The sequence below is a fragment of the Streptomyces sp. WMMB303 genome (assembly GCF_029351045.1).
Lineage (GTDB): Bacteria > Actinomycetota > Actinomycetes > Streptomycetales > Streptomycetaceae > Streptomyces.
Genome location: NZ_JARKIN010000001.1, coordinates 888,152 through 907,278 on the forward strand (window position 1 = coordinate 888,152; position 19,127 = coordinate 907,278).

General features: G+C 68.1%; 19 protein-coding genes and 1 tRNA gene. 12 read left to right on the top strand and 8 right to left on the bottom strand.

Annotated features, from left to right (window positions below; translation table 11 throughout):
* Nucleotides 1-38: 38 nt before the first annotated feature.
* Nucleotides 39-857, bottom strand: coding sequence for a hypothetical protein (locus P2424_RS04105; RefSeq protein WP_276474427.1), 819 nt, complete (start codon nucleotides 855-857; stop codon nucleotides 39-41).
* A 47-nt stretch (nucleotides 858-904) separates the two neighbouring features.
* Between P2424_RS04105 and P2424_RS04110 the strand changes: the two genes are divergently transcribed.
* Nucleotides 905-1,093, top strand: a complete 189-nt coding sequence (locus P2424_RS04110; RefSeq protein WP_276474428.1) for a DUF5703 family protein — start codon at nucleotides 905-907, stop codon at nucleotides 1,091-1,093.
* 228 nt (nucleotides 1,094-1,321) lie between these two features.
* Here P2424_RS04110 and P2424_RS04115 read toward each other — a convergent pair whose 3' ends face one another.
* The 3 genes from P2424_RS04115 to P2424_RS04125 form a co-directional block, all read right to left on the bottom strand.
* A complete protein-coding gene (locus P2424_RS04115; RefSeq protein WP_276474429.1) occupies nucleotides 1,322-2,206 on the bottom strand; it encodes a chaplin family protein in 885 nt (294 codons plus the stop codon).
* Nucleotides 2,207-2,374: 168 nt separating this feature from the next.
* On the bottom strand, nucleotides 2,375-2,608 hold the full coding sequence (gene chpH, locus P2424_RS04120; protein ID WP_019356427.1) for a chaplin ChpH: 234 nt from the start codon (nucleotides 2,606-2,608) through the stop codon (nucleotides 2,375-2,377).
* A gap of 255 nt (nucleotides 2,609-2,863) precedes the next feature.
* Nucleotides 2,864-4,195, bottom strand: a complete 1,332-nt coding sequence (locus P2424_RS04125; RefSeq protein WP_276474430.1) for a M20/M25/M40 family metallo-hydrolase — start codon at nucleotides 4,193-4,195, stop codon at nucleotides 2,864-2,866.
* A 139-nt stretch (nucleotides 4,196-4,334) separates the two neighbouring features.
* Here P2424_RS04125 and P2424_RS04130 point away from each other — a divergent pair.
* Nucleotides 4,335-4,419 (top strand) — tRNA-Leu (locus P2424_RS04130).
* Nucleotides 4,420-4,884: 465 nt separating this feature from the next.
* Here the strand turns inward: P2424_RS04130 and P2424_RS04135 are convergent.
* Nucleotides 4,885-6,047, bottom strand: a protein-coding gene (locus tag P2424_RS04135; RefSeq protein ID WP_276474431.1) for an IS3 family transposase whose coding sequence is annotated in 2 segments (ribosomal slippage) — nucleotides 4,885-5,760 and nucleotides 5,763-6,047 — 1,161 coding nt in all. Because the reading frame shifts where the segments join, the coding sequence is not laid out codon by codon here.
* A 237-nt stretch (nucleotides 6,048-6,284) separates the two neighbouring features.
* Between P2424_RS04135 and P2424_RS04140 the strand changes: the two genes are divergently transcribed.
* Nucleotides 6,285-6,737, top strand: a complete 453-nt coding sequence (locus P2424_RS04140) for a nucleotidyltransferase domain-containing protein (RefSeq protein WP_237735816.1) — start codon at nucleotides 6,285-6,287, stop codon at nucleotides 6,735-6,737.
* A gap of 292 nt (nucleotides 6,738-7,029) precedes the next feature.
* On the opposite strand, the gene P2424_RS04145 is transcribed toward P2424_RS04140, so the two are convergent.
* Together P2424_RS04145 and P2424_RS04150 are read right to left on the bottom strand one after the other, a co-directional pair.
* Nucleotides 7,030-7,935: a phosphotransferase gene (locus P2424_RS04145; protein ID WP_276474432.1), complete on the bottom strand. Its 906-nt coding sequence runs from the start codon at nucleotides 7,933-7,935 to the stop codon at nucleotides 7,030-7,032.
* 33 nt (nucleotides 7,936-7,968) lie between these two features.
* Nucleotides 7,969-8,997, bottom strand: a complete 1,029-nt coding sequence (locus P2424_RS04150; RefSeq protein WP_276474433.1) for an XRE family transcriptional regulator — start codon at nucleotides 8,995-8,997, stop codon at nucleotides 7,969-7,971.
* A gap of 670 nt (nucleotides 8,998-9,667) precedes the next feature.
* Here P2424_RS04150 and P2424_RS04155 point away from each other — a divergent pair.
* From P2424_RS04155 to P2424_RS04195, 9 genes are all read left to right on the top strand, one after another.
* Entirely contained in the window at nucleotides 9,668-10,171 is a 504-nt protein-coding gene (locus tag P2424_RS04155; RefSeq protein ID WP_276474434.1) for an ATP-binding protein, read from the top strand.
* A gap of 498 nt (nucleotides 10,172-10,669) precedes the next feature.
* Nucleotides 10,670-10,864, top strand: coding sequence for a hypothetical protein (locus P2424_RS04160; RefSeq protein WP_276474435.1), 195 nt, complete (start codon nucleotides 10,670-10,672; stop codon nucleotides 10,862-10,864).
* A gap of 205 nt (nucleotides 10,865-11,069) precedes the next feature.
* Nucleotides 11,070-13,337 (top strand): nitrate- and nitrite sensing domain-containing protein, encoded by a 2,268-nt coding sequence (locus tag P2424_RS04165; protein WP_276474436.1) that lies wholly within the window; start codon nucleotides 11,070-11,072, stop codon nucleotides 13,335-13,337.
* Entirely contained in the window at nucleotides 13,334-13,777 is a 444-nt protein-coding gene (locus tag P2424_RS04170; protein ID WP_019356468.1) for a roadblock/LC7 domain-containing protein, read from the top strand. The genes P2424_RS04165 and P2424_RS04170 overlap by 4 nt, the downstream gene beginning before the upstream one ends.
* On the top strand, nucleotides 13,774-14,163 hold the full coding sequence (locus tag P2424_RS04175) for a DUF742 domain-containing protein (protein ID WP_276474437.1): 390 nt from the start codon (nucleotides 13,774-13,776) through the stop codon (nucleotides 14,161-14,163). Before P2424_RS04170 ends, P2424_RS04175 begins: the two co-directional genes overlap by 4 nt.
* Before the next feature lie 10 nt (nucleotides 14,164-14,173).
* Nucleotides 14,174-14,707, top strand: coding sequence for an ATP/GTP-binding protein (locus P2424_RS04180; RefSeq protein ID WP_276478815.1), 534 nt, complete (start codon nucleotides 14,174-14,176; stop codon nucleotides 14,705-14,707).
* A 14-nt stretch (nucleotides 14,708-14,721) separates the two neighbouring features.
* Nucleotides 14,722-15,945 carry a cytochrome P450 gene (locus tag P2424_RS04185; RefSeq protein ID WP_276474438.1) on the top strand — a complete coding sequence of 408 codons (1,224 nt, stop codon included), beginning with the start codon at nucleotides 14,722-14,724 and terminating at the stop codon, nucleotides 15,943-15,945.
* Nucleotides 15,946-16,421: 476 nt separating this feature from the next.
* Nucleotides 16,422-16,658: a GntR family transcriptional regulator gene (locus P2424_RS04190; protein ID WP_276474439.1), complete on the top strand. Its 237-nt coding sequence runs from the start codon at nucleotides 16,422-16,424 to the stop codon at nucleotides 16,656-16,658.
* 497 nt (nucleotides 16,659-17,155) lie between these two features.
* A complete protein-coding gene (locus P2424_RS04195; RefSeq protein WP_276474440.1) occupies nucleotides 17,156-18,148 on the top strand; it encodes a transcriptional regulator in 993 nt (330 codons plus the stop codon).
* A gap of 42 nt (nucleotides 18,149-18,190) precedes the next feature.
* Here the strand turns inward: P2424_RS04195 and P2424_RS04200 are convergent, their stop codons facing one another.
* Nucleotides 18,191-19,057 carry an arginine deiminase family protein gene (locus P2424_RS04200; RefSeq protein ID WP_276474441.1) on the bottom strand — a complete coding sequence of 289 codons (867 nt, stop codon included), beginning with the start codon at nucleotides 19,055-19,057 and terminating at the stop codon, nucleotides 18,191-18,193.
* Nucleotides 19,058-19,127 lie beyond the last annotated feature (70 nt).

The window sequence follows — 19,127 nt, forward strand, 5'->3', positions numbered from 1 at the left end:
CGGCCGCGACGCGGGGGCGATCCGCCGTGCTGCCCGCGCTACCTGCGGCGGGCGGCGGACACCCCGACGCCATCACCGTCCTCGTCGTAGCCCTCCTCCTCGTAGCCGTCCTCGTCGTCGTCCGCTTCCTCGCCTTCGCTGCGGGCCTCGAGGACCAGGTCCTCCTCGTCCTCGTCGAAGACGGAGGAGACGTCGAAGCGGCAGACCACGCGCTGCGAGTCCGCCTGGTCGAACGGGGCGGACAGCCACTCGCCGGGCTCGGCGGGCTCGTCGACCGCCGTGACCCAGAGGGTGGAGTCGCCCTCCTCCAAGCCGAACTCCTTGTGGCGAGTGGCGATCTCGTCCGGCTCGAACTCGCCGAAGAGGACCCCGAGCGCGGCGTGCACGCTGTTGCCCGGTGCCGCGCCCTCGAGGCGCTCGTCCTCGGCGGAGTCCGGGTCCAGCTCGGTGATGCGCTCGGCCTGAGCCTGCAGCCGGTGCGGCTCGGAGATGACATAGTCCCGCCGGATCAGGACACTCAGCGCGGTGGGCACATCGGGTCCCGTGTAGGCCGGGAGGCTCTCGCTGCTGGGGATCTCGAACGGGGTGACCTCGTCGTAGACCTCGTACAGCAGCTCGTCGTAGGTCTCCCCGGCGGCGGCCAGCGCGTCGAAGGCGGCATAGACGGCGGAGTCGAGTTCGGCGGCGTACTGCTCAGCCGACGACGCGTCCCGCTCACCCGCACCACCCGCTCCGGCAGGCACCCGGGATTCCCCCGCGCGGCGCTCGACGGCTTCGAGGTGCCGGTCCAGCGCGGCTTTGACCGCTTCGGCGGCGGCGCGTACGTCGGCAGCGGTGGGCTGCGCAGCATCAGACATAGTGCAGACGCTATCGGCATACGGGGTCCGCACGCACAATAGAGACGATGCCGGAATACGAATTTCGCGATGTGTACGTCCCTCGGGACGTCTCCCGTAAGGCCGCGACCCAACTGCTGACCGACCAGGCGGAGTACGGGCATTGGGAGCTGGCCCGTACCCGGCTGTATCCCGACGGCAGCCGCCGGGTGCGGCTGCGCCGCCGCATCATCCGCCAGCTTCGCCCGACCTGGTGACCGCCGGTCGCGGGTGACCCCACCATGCGGGGTGGCCGTCGCCGCGGAGCGGGAGCGCCGAGAGAGGAAGCCGGTGGGAAGCCGAGAGGGAGCGGGCCCGGCGGTGCGGAGCCCGCTCCCTCGGCTTGCCCGGCGCGGCAGCTGCGGCTGCGGCGCCGGAGCACCGGCCCGCGCGTCAGGTCGCGGGATGCCGGTCGATCACAGCACCGGAGTCGGCGCTGCGTGCCATCAGCGCTTGGCGGCGGGCCGGGAGCGCCGGTAGAGCACGTATCCCCCGGCGAGCATGCCCAGGCTGACCGGCGCGGCGATGCCGAGCTGCGAGCCGGCACCGGTGTGCGCCAGCTCCCCGCCGTCTTCCGGAGCGCCGGAGACCTGGGCCGCGGCAACAGTTTCCGGCGTGGACGGAGCGTGCACCTCGCCCGAGCTTCCGGGCTGGGTGGGCGTCTGCGGAGTGGACGGCTCACCTGGCTCGTCGGGCGTGGTGGGCTGCTCGGGCTCGTCCGGGTTCCCCGGCTCGTCGGGGTTGCCGGGCTCCTCCGGGTTCCCCGGCTCCTCCGGATTACCGGGCTCCTCCGGGTTCCCCGGCTCCTCCGGATTACCGGGCTCCTCCGGGTTCCCCGGCTCCTCCGGATTACCGGGCTCCTCCGGGTAGCCGGGGTCGGTGGGCCCCGGGTGCGACGGATTGGCGCAACCGTTGCCGTGCGCCGGGTTGAGCGCGCCGACCACGTCCACGGTGTTGCCGCAGACGTTCACCGGCACATCCACCGGCGCCTGGACGTTGTTGCCCGAACCGACGCCGGGCGAGTCGTGCGCGGTGCCCTGCGCGTGGGCCCCGCTTCCGCCCTGCTGGCTGCCGCCACCGTTTCCGGTGCCGTTGCCGCCGCAGCTGTTGCCGGACGCCGGGTTGAGCAACCCGACGACGTTGACGGTGTTGCCGCAGATGTTCACCGTGACGTTCACGGGCGCCTGGGCGGTGTTGCCGGAGAGTACTCCCGGCGAGTTCGCGCCGGCGCCCTGGGCGCCCGCGTCGGCGAACGCGGTCCCCCCGGAGACCGCGAGGAGGCCGCCTGCGGCGGCCATGGTGATCAGGCCCTTTCTGGTGCCCTGACGCATGATGTTGGAATCCCCTGCCTAGTGGTGGCTGTTGGTAACCGGCCAGGGGGAGGCGCACCTGCGCACCCTCCCACCCCCCGAGACCCGAGGGCCCCGGAGCGCGTGGCGCGTGCTCCGGGGCCGCTCAGATGCGCATGCCTCACCGATCGCGTCGGATGAGGCGGGACGTCACTGGTTGACGCAGGTGTTGCCGAAGGCCGGGTTCAGCAGCCCGATCACGGAGATCGTGTTGCCGCAGGCGTTCACCGGCACGTGGACCGGGACCTGGACGGTGTTGCCGGAAACGACGCCGGGGGAGTTCACGGCGGCGCCCTGCGCACCGGAGTCGGCAACGGCCATACCCGCACCAGCCAGCACAAGACCGCTGGTGACAGCCGCGGCGGCGATGACCTTCTTGATCATTATTCCTCCTAGTTGGCAATACGACCCCAGCAGGGGGTCGCACTCCCTGTAACGAGGATGGAGGAATGAGGCTACGAACTGACTAGATCATTCACCCGTCCCGGTTACTTCAGCACAGGCTGTCGATTCCAGGCCCCGCCGCACCACTCCTTCGAAGGAGACACCTCGGGGAACGGTGCGAGGATCCGGACGCTGATCGGAAAAGCGCCGGTCACAGCAGCCGATCAACGCCACCCACCAGGGCCCCGATGGACATCACGCCTGATCCAGGAACCGATCCAGCACACGGACACCGAACTGGAGTCCGTCGACCGGGACCCGCTCGTCCACTCCGTGGAACATGCCCGCGAAGTCGAGCTCCGGCGGCAGCTTCAGCGGCGCGAAGCCGAAGCAGCGGATTCCCAGGTCGTCGAAGGACTTGGCGTCGGTACCGCCCGACAGCATGTACGGCACGGCGCGCGCGATCGGGTCCTCCGCCCGCAACGACGTCTGCATGGCGTCCACCAGCGCACCGTCGAAGGTCGTCTCCAGCGCCCGGTCGGCGTGCACGTCCTCGCGCCGCACCCGCGGCCCCAGCAGCCGGTCCAGATCGGCCAGGAACTCCTCCTCGTGCCCGGGCAGGAACCGCCCGTCCACATGTGCGGTCGCCTGCCCGGGAATGACGTTGACCTTGTAGCCGGCCCCGAGCTGGGTGGGCGCGGCGGTGTTCTGCAGCGTCGCACCGATGATCTTCGCGATGCCGCCGAGCCGGGCGAGCGTCTCCTCCATGTCCTCCGGGTCCAGCTCGACGCCGAGCGCGTCGGAAAGCTCGTCCAAGAAGGAACGGACCGTCTTGGTCACCCGCACCGGAAACTTGTGCCGGCCCAGCCGTCCCACGGCCTCGCACAGCTCGGTGATCGCGTTGTCGTCGTTGGTCATGGACCCGTGGCCGGCCGTGCCGTCCACGGTGAGCCGCATCCAGTGCATGCCCTTCTGCGCCGTCTCGACCAGATACAGCCGCAGGTCCTCGTTGACCGTGAAGGAGAACCCGCCGACCTCCCCGATGGCCTCGGTGACCCCCTCGAAGAGGTCGGCGTGGTTGTCGACCAGGTGCCGCGCCCCGTAGACCCCGCCCGCCTCCTCGTCCGCGAGGAAAGCCAGCACGACGTCCCGGGGCGGCTTGCGCCCGGCCCGCATCCGCTCCCGGACCACCGCCAGCGTCATCGCGTCCATGTCCTTCATGTCGACGGCGCCGCGCCCCCACACGCAGCCGTCCGCGATCTCCCCCGAGAAGGGGTGCCGCGTCCAGTCGTCGGCGTTGGCGGGCACCACGTCGGTGTGCCCGTGGATGAGCAGAGCCGGGCGGGACGGATCCTCGCCCGTGATCCGCGCCACGGTCGAGGCCCGGCCCGGGCTGGACTCGATGATCTGCGGCTCCAGACCGACCTCGGCCAGCTTCTCGGCGACGTACTCGGCCGCCGCCCGCTCCCCGGGACCCTCGTTGTTGCCGTAGTTACTGGTGTCGATCCGGATCAGCTCGCGGCAGAGGTCGACGACCTCGCTCTCGGCACTAGCGGCACTCGCGGTCGCGGCACTGTCGGCACTCACGCTGCCTCCTCTTCTCGCAGGTAGACCCCCATCCTCCCGCCCGCACCGCGGTGTCCCAAGAGCCGGGTGATCGCAGTCCTCATCGGGTGCTAAGGTTTAACCCGTCGCAAGGCCGCTCACCGGCCCGGCGACACACCCGGTCGGGGTGGCGGAATGGCAGACGCGCTAGCTTGAGGTGCTAGTGCCCTTTACAGGGCGTGGGGGTTCAAGTCCCCCTCCCGACACGTACCATACGCACACGCGGCGGCTGGACGTGACTCAACAGTCACGGTCAGTCGCCGTTCGTCGTATGTGAGGAACAGACCGAACGCTTCGTAGATCGGCCGCTTCTGTGTGGGGTCAGCTGCGAGGAGCCGGTCTTTCATGTCACCGAGCGTGCGGATCATGGTTTCCAGCTCAGCTTCGGAAGCGATGTCTTGTGGGCGCCTCCGCTGAGCGCTGCGGAGCCGCTGCTCGACAGCGCTCTTGTCCTGCTGAGTCTCGTTGATCCACTGACCAACCAGGGCTGGGTCCGACCCGGCGTCGAGAGCGGCTCGGTACCCGGCGAGACGTCGCTCACAGTCGGCAAGCTTTTGACGCGCCTCGGCAAGGTCCGGAGATGCCTGTTGTTTCTGCTGGGCGGCGTGCAGCTTACGCAGCGTGTCAGGGAGACGGTCGGGACTGCTGCACGTATAGGTGACAGTCGGTTTTCATGCGGCGAGGGCGGCGGGCTTCATGGTGGTCTCGTACTCGATGGGGGTCAAACGGCCCAGGCGTAGTTGTCTGCGGCGTCGGTGGTAGGTCCGCTCGATCCAGGTGACGATCGCGGTGCGGAGGTCCTGCCGGGTGGCCCAGGTGCGGCGGTCGAGGACGTTGTTCTGCAGCAGAGCGAAGAAGGATTCCATGGCGGCGTTGTCGCCGGCCGAGCCGACTCTTCCCATGGATCCGGCCAGGCCGTGGCGGTGCAGAGCGTGGACGTACTTTCTTGATCGGAATTGCGATCCGCGGTCGGAATGGACTGTGCAGCCGGCCACGTCCCCTCTTCTGGCGGCCGCGTTGTCCAGGGCGTTCACCGCGAGGCGGGCCTTCATCCGGTTGTCGATGGAGTAGCCGACGATCCGGCCGCAGAAGGCGTCCTTGACCGCGCACAGGTACAGCTTGCCCTGGCTCGTGGGGTGTTCGGTGATGTCGGTCAGCCACAGCTGGTTCGGGGCATCGGCGGTGAAGTCGCGTTGGACGAGATCATCGTGCACGGCCGGACCCGGTCTCTTGCCGTTCTTCGATCGCTTCTTCCCGAAGGCCGACCACCAGGCGTTGTCCCGGCAGATCCGCCACGCGGTCCGCTCGCTCATGCGCTCCCCGGCCGTCTCGGCCTCCCCGGCGAGAAAGCGGTAGCCGAACTCGGGGTCGTCGCGGTGGGCGTCGAACAGCGCATTCGCGCGGTAGGCCACGGTGACCTCGGCATCGGTCACGGGCTGAGACAGCCAGCGGTAGTAGTGCTGGCGGGAGAGCTTGAGCATCCGGCACGCGACCGCGACGGGGACTCCGTCGGCGGCGAGCTCTCTCACGAGCGGGTAGAGCCTTTTCCCGGCAAGTTCGCCTGCGACAGATACGCGGCAGCTCGGCGCAGGACCTCGTTCTCCTGCTCCAGCAGCCGGACCCGCTTCTTCAGCTCAGTGTTCTCCGCCGACTCAGACCTGGTGACACCGGGCTTCTCGCCGTCCTCGACCGCGGCCTGGCGCATCCACTTCGACAGCGTCATCTCATGGACGCCGAAGTCCTTCGCGATCTGCGCGAGGGTGACGCCCTTCTCGCGGTTGAGCGCGACGCGGACCACGTCGTCACGGAACTCTTGAGGATAGGGAACTGGCACGGCTACATCCTTCCAGGCCGCCCTACGGGCAAGCCAGAGCAGATGTCACCCGACCATGCAGCAGACCCGGGGGTGAGTTCACGTAATTCCCCAGGTGATGGAACGAGCGCATGGGCTGGAGCGCTGCATGCCACGGCTGTGAGCCTTCGCGTCTCCCGGCATGGTCGGTAGCAATTACGGAAAGGGCCTGAGAGGCTGCCTGAAGGCAGCGTCGGCGATTCGTCAGGGGACGTCGAGGTGCGCGATCAGCCAGTCAGCGTTCCAGGCGTGCTGCCGCCGGAGCGGGCCGCGGAGATCGGCGAGGTCATCGACCGGACCACACGTTGGGCGAGCGAACGCGAAGACGTCGTCGGGTTGTTGCTGGTCGGATCATGCGCTCGCGGTGCCGCGGAACCCGACTCCGACATCGACTTCGTCCTGCTCACCACGGACGAATCCCGATACCTCCTGAACGATGGCTGGCCTGCTGAGCTTGGGCGGGGCGAGCTGATCCGGACCAGGTCATGGGGGCCGATCACCGAACGACGTTACTCCACGGCCTCCGGACTGAAAGTCGAGATGAACATTGGCTCTCCGAACTGGGCAAAGACGGATCCCGTCGACCCCGGGACGCATCGCGTCATCACCGACGGTGTCCGCGTGCTGTATGACCCAGCAGGCGTCTGTGCCGACCTTCTCGGTGCCTGCTAGCCGATCAGCGGTGGGGCTCGCGCTTCCCCGGGGCTGAGAAGCGGTAGTCGTACCGATCTTGCTGGGTGCCAGTTCGAGTGCGGTGACTCGGTCGCGTGATCTTCGGCTTCTGCGTGCATGAAGGCAGGGCCTCCTGTCCAGCTCGGGTTTGTCGAAGTCCGAACGACCTGGTCAGGAGGCAGATCCCCTACGGAAACGGGGCATGAGCAGCTGTGCTGCGAATATCAGCAGTTGATGACCATCTGGCGCCACAGCCTGACTCGCTGCGGCGCCAGTAGGCATCGGGCCTACGTCACAGGATGCTCCACTGCATGCCGCTGTCCCTGCGACGAAGTCCTTCCACCCGTCTCCGTACTTCTGCCAGGCTCGCAGGCGCGTGGCGTACCTTGCGGGCATTTGTCGTGATCATGCGTAGCTCACGGATGGCGGCCAAGGTCGGGTAGCCCGGCCAGCGCGTAACGTCCCAACCGTAGGTGTCGGCGAAAGCCTGGTAGTGGCCTGGGCCGTAGCCGAACCGTCGGCAGTGGACTTCAACTGTCACCAGATCCCACTCGGGCTGACCGTACGCAACCGTATCCCAGTCGCACAGGACAGCGCCGCCATCGCCTGTGTGCAACGCGTTCCGGTGCTGCGGGTCGCCCTGGATCAGCCCCCTGATCATGGCGAATTCCACCTGGCTGAGGTCCTTCTCTAGGCGATCAGCCTCCTCCGAGAGGAACTGGACGGAGTCGGGCGGCAGACACGTGATGGCGGACAGTGAGCGTCGGATCGCCCTGATGTTGTCGTGCTGAGGGAGGGAGAGCTCGGGCGAGGGCAGGGAGTGCAGTGTGTGGAGGGGCCTGGCCAGCTGTTGCGCTTCTACAGGCTGCTCGGGCTGGGGTAGATACGTCCAGAAGGTGATGCCGTGCCCATCGACGACAACAGGCTGGGCCACGTGGTGCAAAGGGACGCCAGGGAAGCCGACATCCATGAGCCAACGGGCGAAGGATACAGTGCGTGCGACGTCGTCGAGGCAGGATCCCCGACGAGCGATCTTGACAACAACCTGCTCCTTCTCGAGTAGGACGACCGCGTTTGTGTGTCCACGCAAAAGGCGTGCGTCGCGGCTATCAAGCCCAGCAACCGCGCACCCTTGCTCCAGGACCTGATACAGCTCGGACTCGTCGTACCCGCCGGGGGTCGGCGCAGGTTCTGTCATGTGCTCCAGGCTCGCCGACCACCCACCTTGCTGTCACATCTGTCCTGGAGGCAGGGCAAGGATTTCCCGCAGCTCACGTGCTGCCCGACGCCCCCGTATAGCGGGCGGAATAGCATCAATGACGTTGCGGGCGCGCTCTTCCACGATCGGCGTACGGTGAGCCGGATCGACCTCCAGGAACGTCGCTCCGGCCAGTTGGCAGGCTTCTGTCGGGCTGCGGTCCAGTGCAAGGCATAGAGCTGCCTCAAGGCGAAGGAGGGTCGGATCGATGCCGGTCCGCCTGGGATATAGACGCAGGGCTTCTTCCTGCACACGTCGTGTCTGGCTGGTTCGGCCGAGAGCCGTCAGTGTCCCACTCTTGTAGAGCAGAAGTCGCCGTTCCGGGAACGCGAAGGCATCGTTGTCGGTGTCGACGCCAGCGCAACTCTTCTCGAACACGAGTAGTGCATGCCGGAGCGCCGACTCCGCATTCTCTGAGTCGCCCAGTTGCGCGAGGGCTCGCGCCTCCGCCGCTGCCGCGAAAGCGGCGGTCGCGCTGGGACGGCTCCTGCTGAGAATCCGAGCCTCCCTGGCGAGTGAGACAGCCGACTCCACGGGACCGTAGTAAAAGGGAAGCATCGCAGCCTGTGCTCTCACCCGCGCCCGGAGCTCCGCGTTGCCACTGTCGTCCGCGGCATTGCGAGCTGTCGCGAACCAGGTCTGCGACCTGGTCAGCTCACCGAGCTTCATCAGCGCGTCGGCGATCAGCGTCGCCAGCATGGCCGTGAGTTCGGACAACCGCGCCTGCATCGAGGCCGGCTGCCGTTCCGCGGCCAGCCGTCCCACCTCTGCCAACTGGTCGAGAAGGACCTTCAGCATCGGCGCGGGTGGCATGGAAACGTACTCCTTCCGCGCCCAAAGCACCTGTTCATCCAGAAGGTCCAGCTGGGGCGTGCTGACAGTTCCAGCAGCAAGGGTCCGGTCGATCGACCGTCGAGCAGCATCGACACGCTGCTCGAGCGTCTCGCCCGCACCGGTCTCTGAGAGGGTCCGCGAGGAAGACAGTGCAGGCTCAGCCGGCACCGGATCACGAGACGGGAGCGGGACAACAGTATTCACCGCGAGGTCGAACCCAAGATCCTGAGACTCGCACTCGTAGAAAGTGCAGAGCAATCGGATCGTGTTGGAGTGTGGCCGACGGTCCGTCTCCCAGTGCCCCAGTGCGGCCGTGTCCACTCCAGGCCCTCGAGGAGGCCCCTCCGTCAGCTCGTTCAGGCCGTCAACCGCCTGCTTGAGGGTGAGACCTCGAGCCAGACGATGAGCACGCAGTAGAGACACAAGGCAGTGGTCATGGATCGCCAATGCGATCTCGCTGACGGACTGACCTCGGCCAGCGGCTTCCCTTCGCAACCGGTGCGCGCATGACGGGCGATGCGAGCGGCGCTCCATCTTCCCTCCCCTCACCAGGCTCACCTCGCTGCCAGTCCAGTGACAGCTCACCTACTCTGCGTCAGAACCGTCGCGACCTCAATGCGTAATCACGAATTCGTGAATGTAGCGGTAGGCGAGTCACGAATTCGTGATCAGCGGCTGTTGCCCGTCCGGGGCATGAGAACGAATCTTGCTCCCTCGGAAGCCCACAGCACTCGCCGGCCAGGAGAACTGACGCCCCGTCCGTCGAGCTTGCAGGCGCCGTCCTCTTGGTCAACAGGCCAGGCCCGGCGGCACCCGTCAGACCTGAGAGGCAGGCGTGATGACGAGCATGATGGACCGGCAGCTCCTAGCGATGGCCACCGACGGTGTCGGAGCCGAACACGCCACGCTTGCGGTCGAGTGCGAAGCGGAGGCTGTCCACAAGGCGCGAGACTTCGCTCGAGGGCAGCTTGCGACATGGGGCTTCCTCAAGTGCAGCGATCTCAGCGAGCGGGTCGTTCTCGTCATGAGCGAACTGGTGACCAATGCAGTACAGCACGCCAGGACCAGGCCGCCGGGTGAGAACGAGTCAATCGACATCGCGACGGTTCTCATGCCGGATCACATCGTCGGAGTTTTGGTGGCCGACAACTCCCCCAGAGCGCCGTTGTGCAGTGCCAAGGACTCGGCAGAGGCCACTCACGGGCGCGGTCTGCTCCTCGTCAGTGCGCTCGCGGACGGTTGGGCTGCGGTACCCCGACCGTTCCCGGACGGAGCTCAGGGGAAGGGGATCTGGGCCTTCTTCCAGTCCCCCACGGCCCACGCCCTGCCTCAGTCGGCGTGACAAGGGCGCTGGTGTCGAACCGATACCTCAGGTTTTTCCTACCTATGTCTCATCGCCTCGGAGTCTCTCGTGATGCAGGTGCAGTGGAGTCGTTACCCATGGCACGTCCAGAGGGGAGCCACTCGTGCTGGCGACGTGTCGCTGCTCGTGCCAGAGCGCGACAGTGTAGAGACCAGTACTGCTTTGGGCATGACGGCTCTGGAGCGGCTGTTGGAGGAGCCGTCGCCAGTGGGGCCTGTCTTGGAGTGCCTTGCGCACACGCGGGTGCTCATCCCGGTGCCGACTGGCACCGCCGTGTGGTGGACGGCAGCCCACTCCACGTGCCGCCGCGGCATGTGGCAGTGCAGCGGCGCCCCCTACGCACCACGCTGTGTTCTTCAATGGCGTGCGCCTGGGCCCGGGACTGTGGTGACGGAGCCGCGGCGTCTGCACGATCTCCTGAGCGAGTGCCGCTCCCAGCTGCGTCAATCAGCTGCGTGACCGACATGGCCGCCCATCGTGATCGTTCACACCCCCTTCGCATTCGCACTGCTGGTCATCCCGGTAGTGCTGTGTCGCACTTCCGGACTGTATGCCGGACACGCCGTGGTGTGCGTACTGCTGGGCTTCTACCTGGCCTCCACTTCGCTGGCGCCGACGATCGGCCACGTGGTGGCGGCTGTCCTCGACAGTCTCGGCCACATCCGCTTCTAGACCAGTCGTTGAGGCGCAGCACCGGTCCGCTCCCCCCTGCATGTTGCGGCCGGGAGGCCGCACCTCGGCAGCCCTCCAGCTCGCCCACCTCCACCCGACGACTGTCTGAGGCTCCATGACGACGAAATTCCGACGTTCCCACCGCGCCCCGAGGACCGGGCGACGACGGCTCACGGTGCGCTCGCGCCTCACGCTAGTCGCAGCTGTGGCGATCGCCGCCCTGCTGGGGCTGGTCATCGTCAACGCGGTGCCGGACTGGGAGCAGCAGACCAACCTGCGTAACGACTCGGCGACCGGCCGCTTGGGCGGCGAGGCAAGCCTGCCGCTGTTCACCGGAGCGCAGAAGGAGCGGAAGCTGACCGCCGCCTATCTGGCCCGTCCCACAGCGAAGGCGAAGGCCGCACTGGAGAAGCAGCGGGTGGCGACCGACGCGGGGCTGAAGTCGTTCCGTCGCCTGTCGGGGACCGAGCTGCACAGCGACCAGCGGCATCGCTGGGAGTACGTCGAGGCGATCTACTCCCACCTCCACACGCTCCCGGCGGTCCGCAAGAAGGTGAACGCGAGGACCAGCAGTGCGGACGCGGCGACGGACTACTACACGAAGTTGATCATCAAGATGATCCGGTTCTACCAGGCCCTCTCCGCGATGGACGATCCCGATCTCACCTTGGAGACCAGGCCGCTGGTCGGGCTCTTCTACGCCTCGGACGCCTTGTCCCAGCAGGACATGCTGATCACGCAGGCCCGCGCCGCCGGGCACATGACCCCCGCCCATCGCGCCGACTTCGCCGAGGCGTACGGGACCGGGAAGGTCATGTACGAGCGGTGGATCGCCCCTTACCTACCGCGCAAGGAGAGGGCGCTCTACGACCAGATCACCACCAGCCGCGAGTGGAAGGCCCTGCAGGCCGCACAGCGCTCGGTGATCACCCCGCCCACTGATGAGGCCGGAAACCCCCAAATCGGCGACGGGTCGGCTCTGGCCCGCTGGGACTCCTCCCATGGACAGGTGAGCGGGCAGATCGCAAAGCTTAACCTGGCACGCACCCAGGGGCTCCTCGCCCACGGTTTCCAGCGCGCCGACGAGGTCCGCAACCGCGCCCTCCTCCAGGTCTTCGCCAGCATCGCCGCGATCATCGCGATCGCCGGGTTGATCATCTGGCTCACCCGGTCCATCTCCGCGCGGCTGCGTCAGCTGCGCACTCAGACGGAAGACGGGGCGCAGCGCCTGCCGACGGTCGTCGCCCGCCTGCGCCGAGGCGAAAAGGTGAACCCCGAGGCAGAATTCCCCTCCCCCGACGAAGCGGACGAGTTCGGGCACGTGCGGAAGGCCCTGGTCGACGCCCAGCGCCGAACCGTGGGCCTGGCCGCCGAGCAGGCCGCTGACCGCCGGGGGCTGGACGGGTTCGTCGCGGCCACCACCGACCGCACCCTCGGGCAGATCGGCCGGTCCCTCGATCTGATGCAGAAGGTCATGAACCGGCCTGATGCCGATCCGCTGCTCGATGACCTGATCACCACCGACGGCGCCATCGCCGCCAGCCGCCGCCACCAGGAGAACCTCAGCGCTCTGACCAGCAGCACACAGCAGTTCCTCTACAACCAGCCCAAGGCTCTGCTGGATCTGGTCAACGATGCCGCGGTGGAGACCGGCGAGCCCAAGCGGGTCCGCAACGAAGTGGACCTCCACTTCCACGTCGCGCCCCAGCATGTGGGCGGCGTCCTGCAGGTCGTGGCCGCTCTGCTCGACAACGGTCTCCGCTTCTCCAACGACCACGTCACCGTGCGCAGCCGCACGGTCGTCAACGGCGCTGCCTTGGATATCGAGGACGCGGGCGGCGGCATGAGCCAACCGGACTTGGACGCCGCGAACAAGGCCCTCTCCCAGCCCGAGCACGCCACCTTCGAGGCCATGGCCGCCGGCCGCGGGCGTCTGGGCCACTTCGTCGTCGCCCGGCTCGCGATGCGCCACCACCTGAGCGTGGAGCTGCGGCGCTCCGCCTACGGCGGGGTCACAGCGGCCGTGATGATCGATAATAAGGCATCCGCTCCGGCCCCCGCCGCACAGCCGCTCCCTGCCGAGGCTCCGCCGACTTCCCTGCCCGGGCCGGTCGTGGGGCAACAGGTGCCCTTGCCTCGCCGCGCCGCGTCCGTCCCCCAGGCGGCCGCGGCCGGCCAAGGGGTCTCGCCGCGCCGCGCGTCCACCGAGACGCCACGGCCGACCCCGGTGCAGCCCGCCGCCGGGCTGCCGGAGCATACCGACACCGACGCACCTGCGCTACCGCGCCGCGCGGCCGGTGAGCACGTCCACCCCGCCCTTCGCGATTCAGCTCCCGCTCCCGCCGCCCCGCCGCCGTCCGCAGCGGACGCGAGTGACGTAGCGGAGGCGTGGTCCGGCTACCAGGCCGCCACGCATCAGGCCGCCCAGTACCTCACTCAGCAGTCGACCGATCTGAAGGATGGCACCCCGTGACGAACCCCGAGATCCAGGCGATCCTCGACCGGCGCGTACAGGAAATCGCCCACGTGACAGGCGCGGTCGTCGTCTCCGACGACGGGATCTTCCAGTACATGAGCGGCTGGCCCGAGCCCACCGGTGATCCCGACAAGGACCCCGCCACGGCCCGCCGGGATCGCGGAGAACGTCGCGGCGCCTTGGCCAGCGGGCTAAAGAACCTCGCACAACGCGTCGCAGCGACCGAGGACGACGACGCTGAGCGCATCATCGTGGAAATGAAGAGCGGCTGGTGTGTGACCAGCCGCTCCGGCAAATGCAGCGTGATCGCCCTGTACGCGGGCAAGGACGCCGCCCTGGGGCAGCTCGGGTACGAACTGACCCTGCTGGCTGACCAGCTCGGCCCCCTGCTGGATGTTGAGCGGCGCGCAGTCTTCGCCCCGGGGAACACGTGGTGACCGCGACATCGGGCGGCCGCCGGTCACGGCCCTACGCCGCGACCGGCGGCCGGACTCGCGCCCCCGACGCCGCCCTTGGGATCGCCACCCAGATCACCGTGTGCGCCAAGGCGGGCCGTGAGCCGCTGAGCGAGCAGCACCACCAGGTCCTGCGCCTGTGCCCCACGCCCCGGGCCGTCTCAGAACTGGCCGGACATATGGAACTGCCCGTCGGTGTCACGACCGTGCTCATTGCCGACCTGCAAGCCCACGGGCTGGTGGAAGCCCGGGAGCCGCTGGACATGTCACGCAACGACAACGTCTCGCACGCCCTGATGGAGCGCGTACTGCACGGCCTGCGCCGCAACTACGAGAACGAGATCGAGGGGAGTCAGCGTGCCAACTGAGGCCGACGCGATGAAGGTGGTCATCGCCGGGGGATTCGGGGTCGGCAAGACCACATTCGTCGGCTCGGTCAGCGAGATCGACCCGCTCAACACCGAAGCCACCATCACCGAGGCCAGCAGCGGCATCGACGACATGACGAACGTGCCGATGAAGACGACAACCACCGTCGCTTTCGACTTCGGGCGCCGGACCGTGGACGGCATCACCCTCTACCTGTTCGGCACCCCCGGCCAGGACCGGTTTTGGTACATGTGGGAGGACATGGCCCGAGGCGCGCTCGGTGCCATCATCCTGACCGACACCCGGCGCCTGGACGACTGCTTCGCCAGCATCGACTTCTTCGAACGCCGCCACGTGCCGTTCATCGTCGCCGTCAACGCCTTCGACGCCGCTCCCTCCTACAGCGGCAGCGACCTGCGCGAAGCGATCGGCCTGCCTCGTGGCGTCCCCTTACTCCAGCTCGACGCCCGTGAAGCGGGTTCCAGCACCCATGCCCTCATCGAGCTGCTCGAATACCGCCTTCGCCAGCCCATCACCGCCTGATCAGGAGGACCGCCATGCCTGCCGCCCCCAGCAGCGACGTCCCGCTGTTCGACGACCGCGCCCTGGCCGACCCCTACCCCCTCTACGCACAGCTCCGCGAGACAGGTCCCGCGGTCTACCTCACGCGGTACGGGGTCTGGGCGATCCCCCGCCACCGCGAGGCGGAGGCCATCCTGCACACCCCGGACACCTACGGCTCCGAGGGCGGCGTCGCCCTGACCGAACCGGCCAACACCCGGATCCTCGCCGGCACCGTCCTCGCCTCCGACGCCGAACAGCACATCCGGCTGCGCCGTGTGCTGTCCGCGCAGCTTGCCCCGCGCACCATGCGGCGCCTGGTCGCTGTCGTCACCGCGCGCGCCGAAAGGCTGGTCGAGGAGCATGTCGCAGACGGCGGCTTCGACGCCACGGCGCTGGCCCGGCACATGGTGTGCGACACCGTGATGGAGCTGATGGGGCTCCCAGAGGAGACCCGCGCGTACTTGCTGAACGGCGCCGCCGCCACGTTCGACGTGTTCGGCCCCGACAACGAGCGATACCAGCGTGCACTTCCCGTCGCCAGCCGGATGGTCGCCTTCCTCCACGAAGCCGTCACCCGCGACACCGTCGCACCCGAATCGTGGATGGGGGCGATCTTCCAGGCCGTCGATGACGGCAGGATCGAGGAGAAGGACGCGATCCCTCTCGCCTCCGCCTACACAGCGGCGAGCATGGACACCACCATCCTCGGCATCACCGAAGCCATTGCACAACTCGCCCGCCATCCGCAGCAGTTCGCATGGCTTCGCCAGGATCCCACCTGCGCGACCCCCGCCTTCCACGAGGCTCTGCGCCTAGAAGCTCCCATACAAGGCTTCGGCCGGATGGTGACCGAGACCGCCGATGTCGACGACACACGGCTGGAGGCGGGCGAACAGGTCTGGCTGCTGTACGGCTCGGCAGGTCGCGACCGCCTCGCGTGGGGACCGGACGCCGACGTCTTCAACGTCCGCCGCCGTCGCGCCGACCGCCACCTCGCCTTCGGCGGCGGACCGCACCTGTGCGCGGGCATCCCCCTGGCCGAGTTGCAAGCCCGCGCCGTGCTGCGGGCGCTGGCCGCACAATGCACCAACCTGACCACCGCCGGAGAGCCGGACCGCGTGCTGAACAACCTCCTGCGCGGCTGGGAGCGCATGCCCCTCGCTGTGAAGCGCGCCTCCGCCACGCCCGCCATGCGCGCCCAAGCGGACCACCCGTGAACGGGAGGCACTCTCGTGATCACCGGTCTCCTCATGATCACCGGTCTCGGCGTGCCTGCCGCCCGGTGCTCAGCCCCTGGCTTGCCGTCCGAGGAACGATCCGATTCGCTGTGGGAGCGGCCTGTGGGAGGCGGCTGATACGCCCCTTTCCCCTGGTACGACATGCCGTGACGCTCCTGGTCGAGCAGGGATCGCTCGAGTGGGCGGGCAACTGGTGGCTCCGGGTGCCCGCGCCCGTTGCGCCACCAAGGTGGTCGACAGGGCCCTCGCCGATCTACGGGCCAAGCGACTCGTCGCCAGGACCCGAGGCTGGCCGAACATGGCCATCGCCCCCTCACCCACCTGCTCGGCAACCGGGAGCGCGGCTGAGCTGGAGGGAGGGTGAAGCCCTTGTCGCCAAAGGCGTGATCGCGACTCCTGAACCGCCCCGCCATTCCGCTGAGCACACGCAGCCAGCCGCCTAGAAGGACCACATCGTGCAAAAGCGCGCACAAACGCTCACCGTGCAGGCTGAGAATCTGCTGCGCTCCTGCCTGTCCGACGGCTGCTATCCGCCGGGCAGGAGGCTGGGCCTGGTCCAGCTCTCCGCGGACTTGGGGGTGTCCCAGACGGTGGTCCAAAAGATCACCGGCCCCCTGATCGAAGCGGGACTGCTGGAAAAGGAGCAGACCAGCGGGTCCGTCACCAGCCCCCACAGAACCGCCCCCGGTTGAGGGGGGCCACTTTCCTGTCGACACTCCCCCTCACCCGGCTACCCGGAGCACGTCGCCGAGGAAGCCGCACCCATGACTCGATCTTGCCAACAGAATGCGGCCCCCATCGGGTCAGCATCCGCGGAGTGGTCTCCGCGACCGACAGCACGATGGATGGTGTGATGGCACGCTCCGGCCCGGAAGAGAACTGTGAGGGTGTCTGTAACCAATTCTTATGCAGACACCTGGAGCTGCTGGGTTGGTCGATTCGTGGCTTCGCCCGGCGGGTTCGCGCACGATGTGCTGAGGTAGGGCTGCCCTACACGGTCTGTCCCAGCACGGTTTCGCGATGGTGCAGCGGGGCGGTGCCCAGTCCTGAGCTCGCGGCGGCCGCCTGTCATGTGCTGTCCTCGGCGCTGCGCCGGCACGTGTCTCCGGCGAGTCTTGGCTGGCCGGCGGACACAGCGGACGTCGCCGCAGAGTCCCTTGAGTACAGGGACCTTCCCCACGCCGTGCGCATGCTGTCCAAGCTCTGGGAGCTTGATGCCATGCGGCGCCGCAGCGCTGTGAAGAGCGCCTTCATTCCCGGCGTCTTCGGCTCTGCTTCACGCGAAGCGCTCGTCATGCCGCCTGACAGGAACATCGCAGGACCGGGCAGCTATGAGGTGAGAGTCGCCGACATGGAGCTGTTGGAGGACCACACAGCCCTCTACGGAAGGCTGGATGCGCAGCATGGCGGAGGCAAGTTTCGCGGCGTCTTCGCGTCCTTCCTCAACGCTCATGCCATCCAGCTGCTGAACGGCGCATTCTCCGCGCGGACAGGAAAGCGGCTCTACGGTGGTGTGGCAGACGCGGTCCTCGCGATGGCGAGCATGGCCTACGACGACCAGCTTCCGGGGCTCGCACAGCGGTACGATCTTCAGGCCATGAGGTTGGCCCAGGCGATCGGTGATCGCGGCCGCATCGCGCGTGTGCACATCCACCAGGCCCGGCTGGCCGCGTCTCAAGGAGACAGGAAGGACGTGCTCACGCATGCCCGCAGCGCCGTCCTCGCCTCTGACGGCACGCGGCCGCTCGTGAAGGCGTACGCCGCAATCACCGAGGCCAGAGCCTGGGCGTTCAACGGCAGGCCCGAGCAAGTGCCGAAAGCGGTCGCTCAGGCCCGGGAAGCATTCAGCAGAGCCCGGCACGGATCGCAGCAGCCACTCTGGCTCACCTGGTTCGACCAGTACGAGCTGGAGGCACAGGCGGCGTGGGCTCTGGCGGTGGCCGGCCTGGCGGACCCTGGGACTCAGGCGCTGAAGACGGCCGGAGGCATGTCGAGCGCCCGCACACGTGATCACATCGAGCTGCTCATTACCGCAGCAGAGCTGGCGCGCCTTCGCGGAGACCTGCTGGAGCACAGCGAGCTAACAGCACGCGCGGCGGATGCTTCACGCCACCTGATGAGCAAGAGGCTGACGGCGCGCATCGACCGGCTCAGCTCTGGCCAGCAGCTCCACGAGTTCTAGGGTCCGCGCAGTGGCATGCCTCGCGCGGCCCGGCAGCGGCGTTCAGCTCCGCAACAGAGGCAGGGTGGTGCAGCGCAGCGCTCCGGGGAGCTTGGTCACCTCGGAGTAGTCGACGGCAAGGACCTCGATGTCCCGTGCGGCCAGCTGCCGGGCGATGCGGTCGCTGCCGCGGGCGACGACGACCGCCCGTGGCGCGATCGCCAGGACATTGCCGTGCACGGCCAGGGCCTCGTCATCGGTGATGTCGATCAGCTCGAAGTGCTGCTCGAACCAGCGAACTTGCGCCGGAAGAAAGACGGCACGGTGGATGAGTGCGGTGCGCGGGGCGACGATGGCGAAGTGGTCGTCGAGGTGGACGATGCCCTCGACCGCGAAGCGAACAGGGATCACCTCGCGGTCGATGCAGAGCTGACTCAAGGCCCACTGCAGGGCTTCGGCGCCGGCGGGCGAGGTCTCCTCGCTCAGGCCGACGAGGACCGAGCCGTCGTGGAGCATGACGTCGCCACCCTCGATGGTCCCCTCCGGCAGGCGTGCGACCTTCGGCATCGCGGAGGCGAGCCGGGTGAGCGCGGCGGCTTCCGGGAGCCGGTGCGCGGAGTTCAGCCGGGCGAGGAAGAGGACGTCATCGATGACGAAGCCGAGATCGCGCGGGTAATGCTGGGCTGAGCAGCCCGGGGCGGCATCGAGAAGGACGACCTCAGCGCCGTGGCGGCGCAGGAGGGTGATCAGGGCGTTCTGCTGCGTATGGACGCGGGCCGTGTCGTACGGGGCCCAGGTGCTGGTGGTCTGCTGCCGGGCAAGGACTGGGTGCACCCCGGGCCCCTCCAGGGGGCGGGTGAAGTTGCCGGCGTAGCGCATGGCGACCCGCCGCAGGGTGCCGTATTCGCTGGTGGCGTGCGGGGCGAGCACAGGCGGCCTCCGTGGTGGTGCCGACGGGAGGACCGGCTCGGGGTCCGGTCGCGGGAAGAGGGCACGGCAC

Bases quoted from the DNA above. Each gene is read 5' to 3' on its own strand.
- P2424_RS04105 (WP_276474427.1), bottom strand. From the start codon at position 857: ATGTCTGATGCTGCGCAGCCCACCGCTGCCGACGTACGCGCCGCCGCC.
- P2424_RS04110 (WP_276474428.1), top strand. From the start codon at position 905: ATGCCGGAATACGAATTTCGCGATGTGTACGTCCCTCGGGACGTCTCC.
- P2424_RS04115 (WP_276474429.1), bottom strand. From the start codon at position 2,206: ATGCGTCAGGGCACCAGAAAGGGCCTGATCACCATGGCCGCCGCAGGC.
- chpH (WP_019356427.1), bottom strand. From the start codon at position 2,608: ATGATCAAGAAGGTCATCGCCGCCGCGGCTGTCACCAGCGGTCTTGTG.
- P2424_RS04145 (WP_276474432.1), bottom strand. From the start codon at position 7,935: ATGACAGAACCTGCGCCGACCCCCGGCGGGTACGACGAGTCCGAGCTG.
- P2424_RS04155 (WP_276474434.1), top strand. From the start codon at position 9,668: ATGACGAGCATGATGGACCGGCAGCTCCTAGCGATGGCCACCGACGGT.
- P2424_RS04180 (WP_276478815.1), top strand. From the start codon at position 14,174: ATGAAGGTGGTCATCGCCGGGGGATTCGGGGTCGGCAAGACCACATTC.
- P2424_RS04185 (WP_276474438.1), top strand. From the start codon at position 14,722: ATGCCTGCCGCCCCCAGCAGCGACGTCCCGCTGTTCGACGACCGCGCC.
- P2424_RS04195 (WP_276474440.1), top strand. From the start codon at position 17,156: ATGCTGTCCAAGCTCTGGGAGCTTGATGCCATGCGGCGCCGCAGCGCT.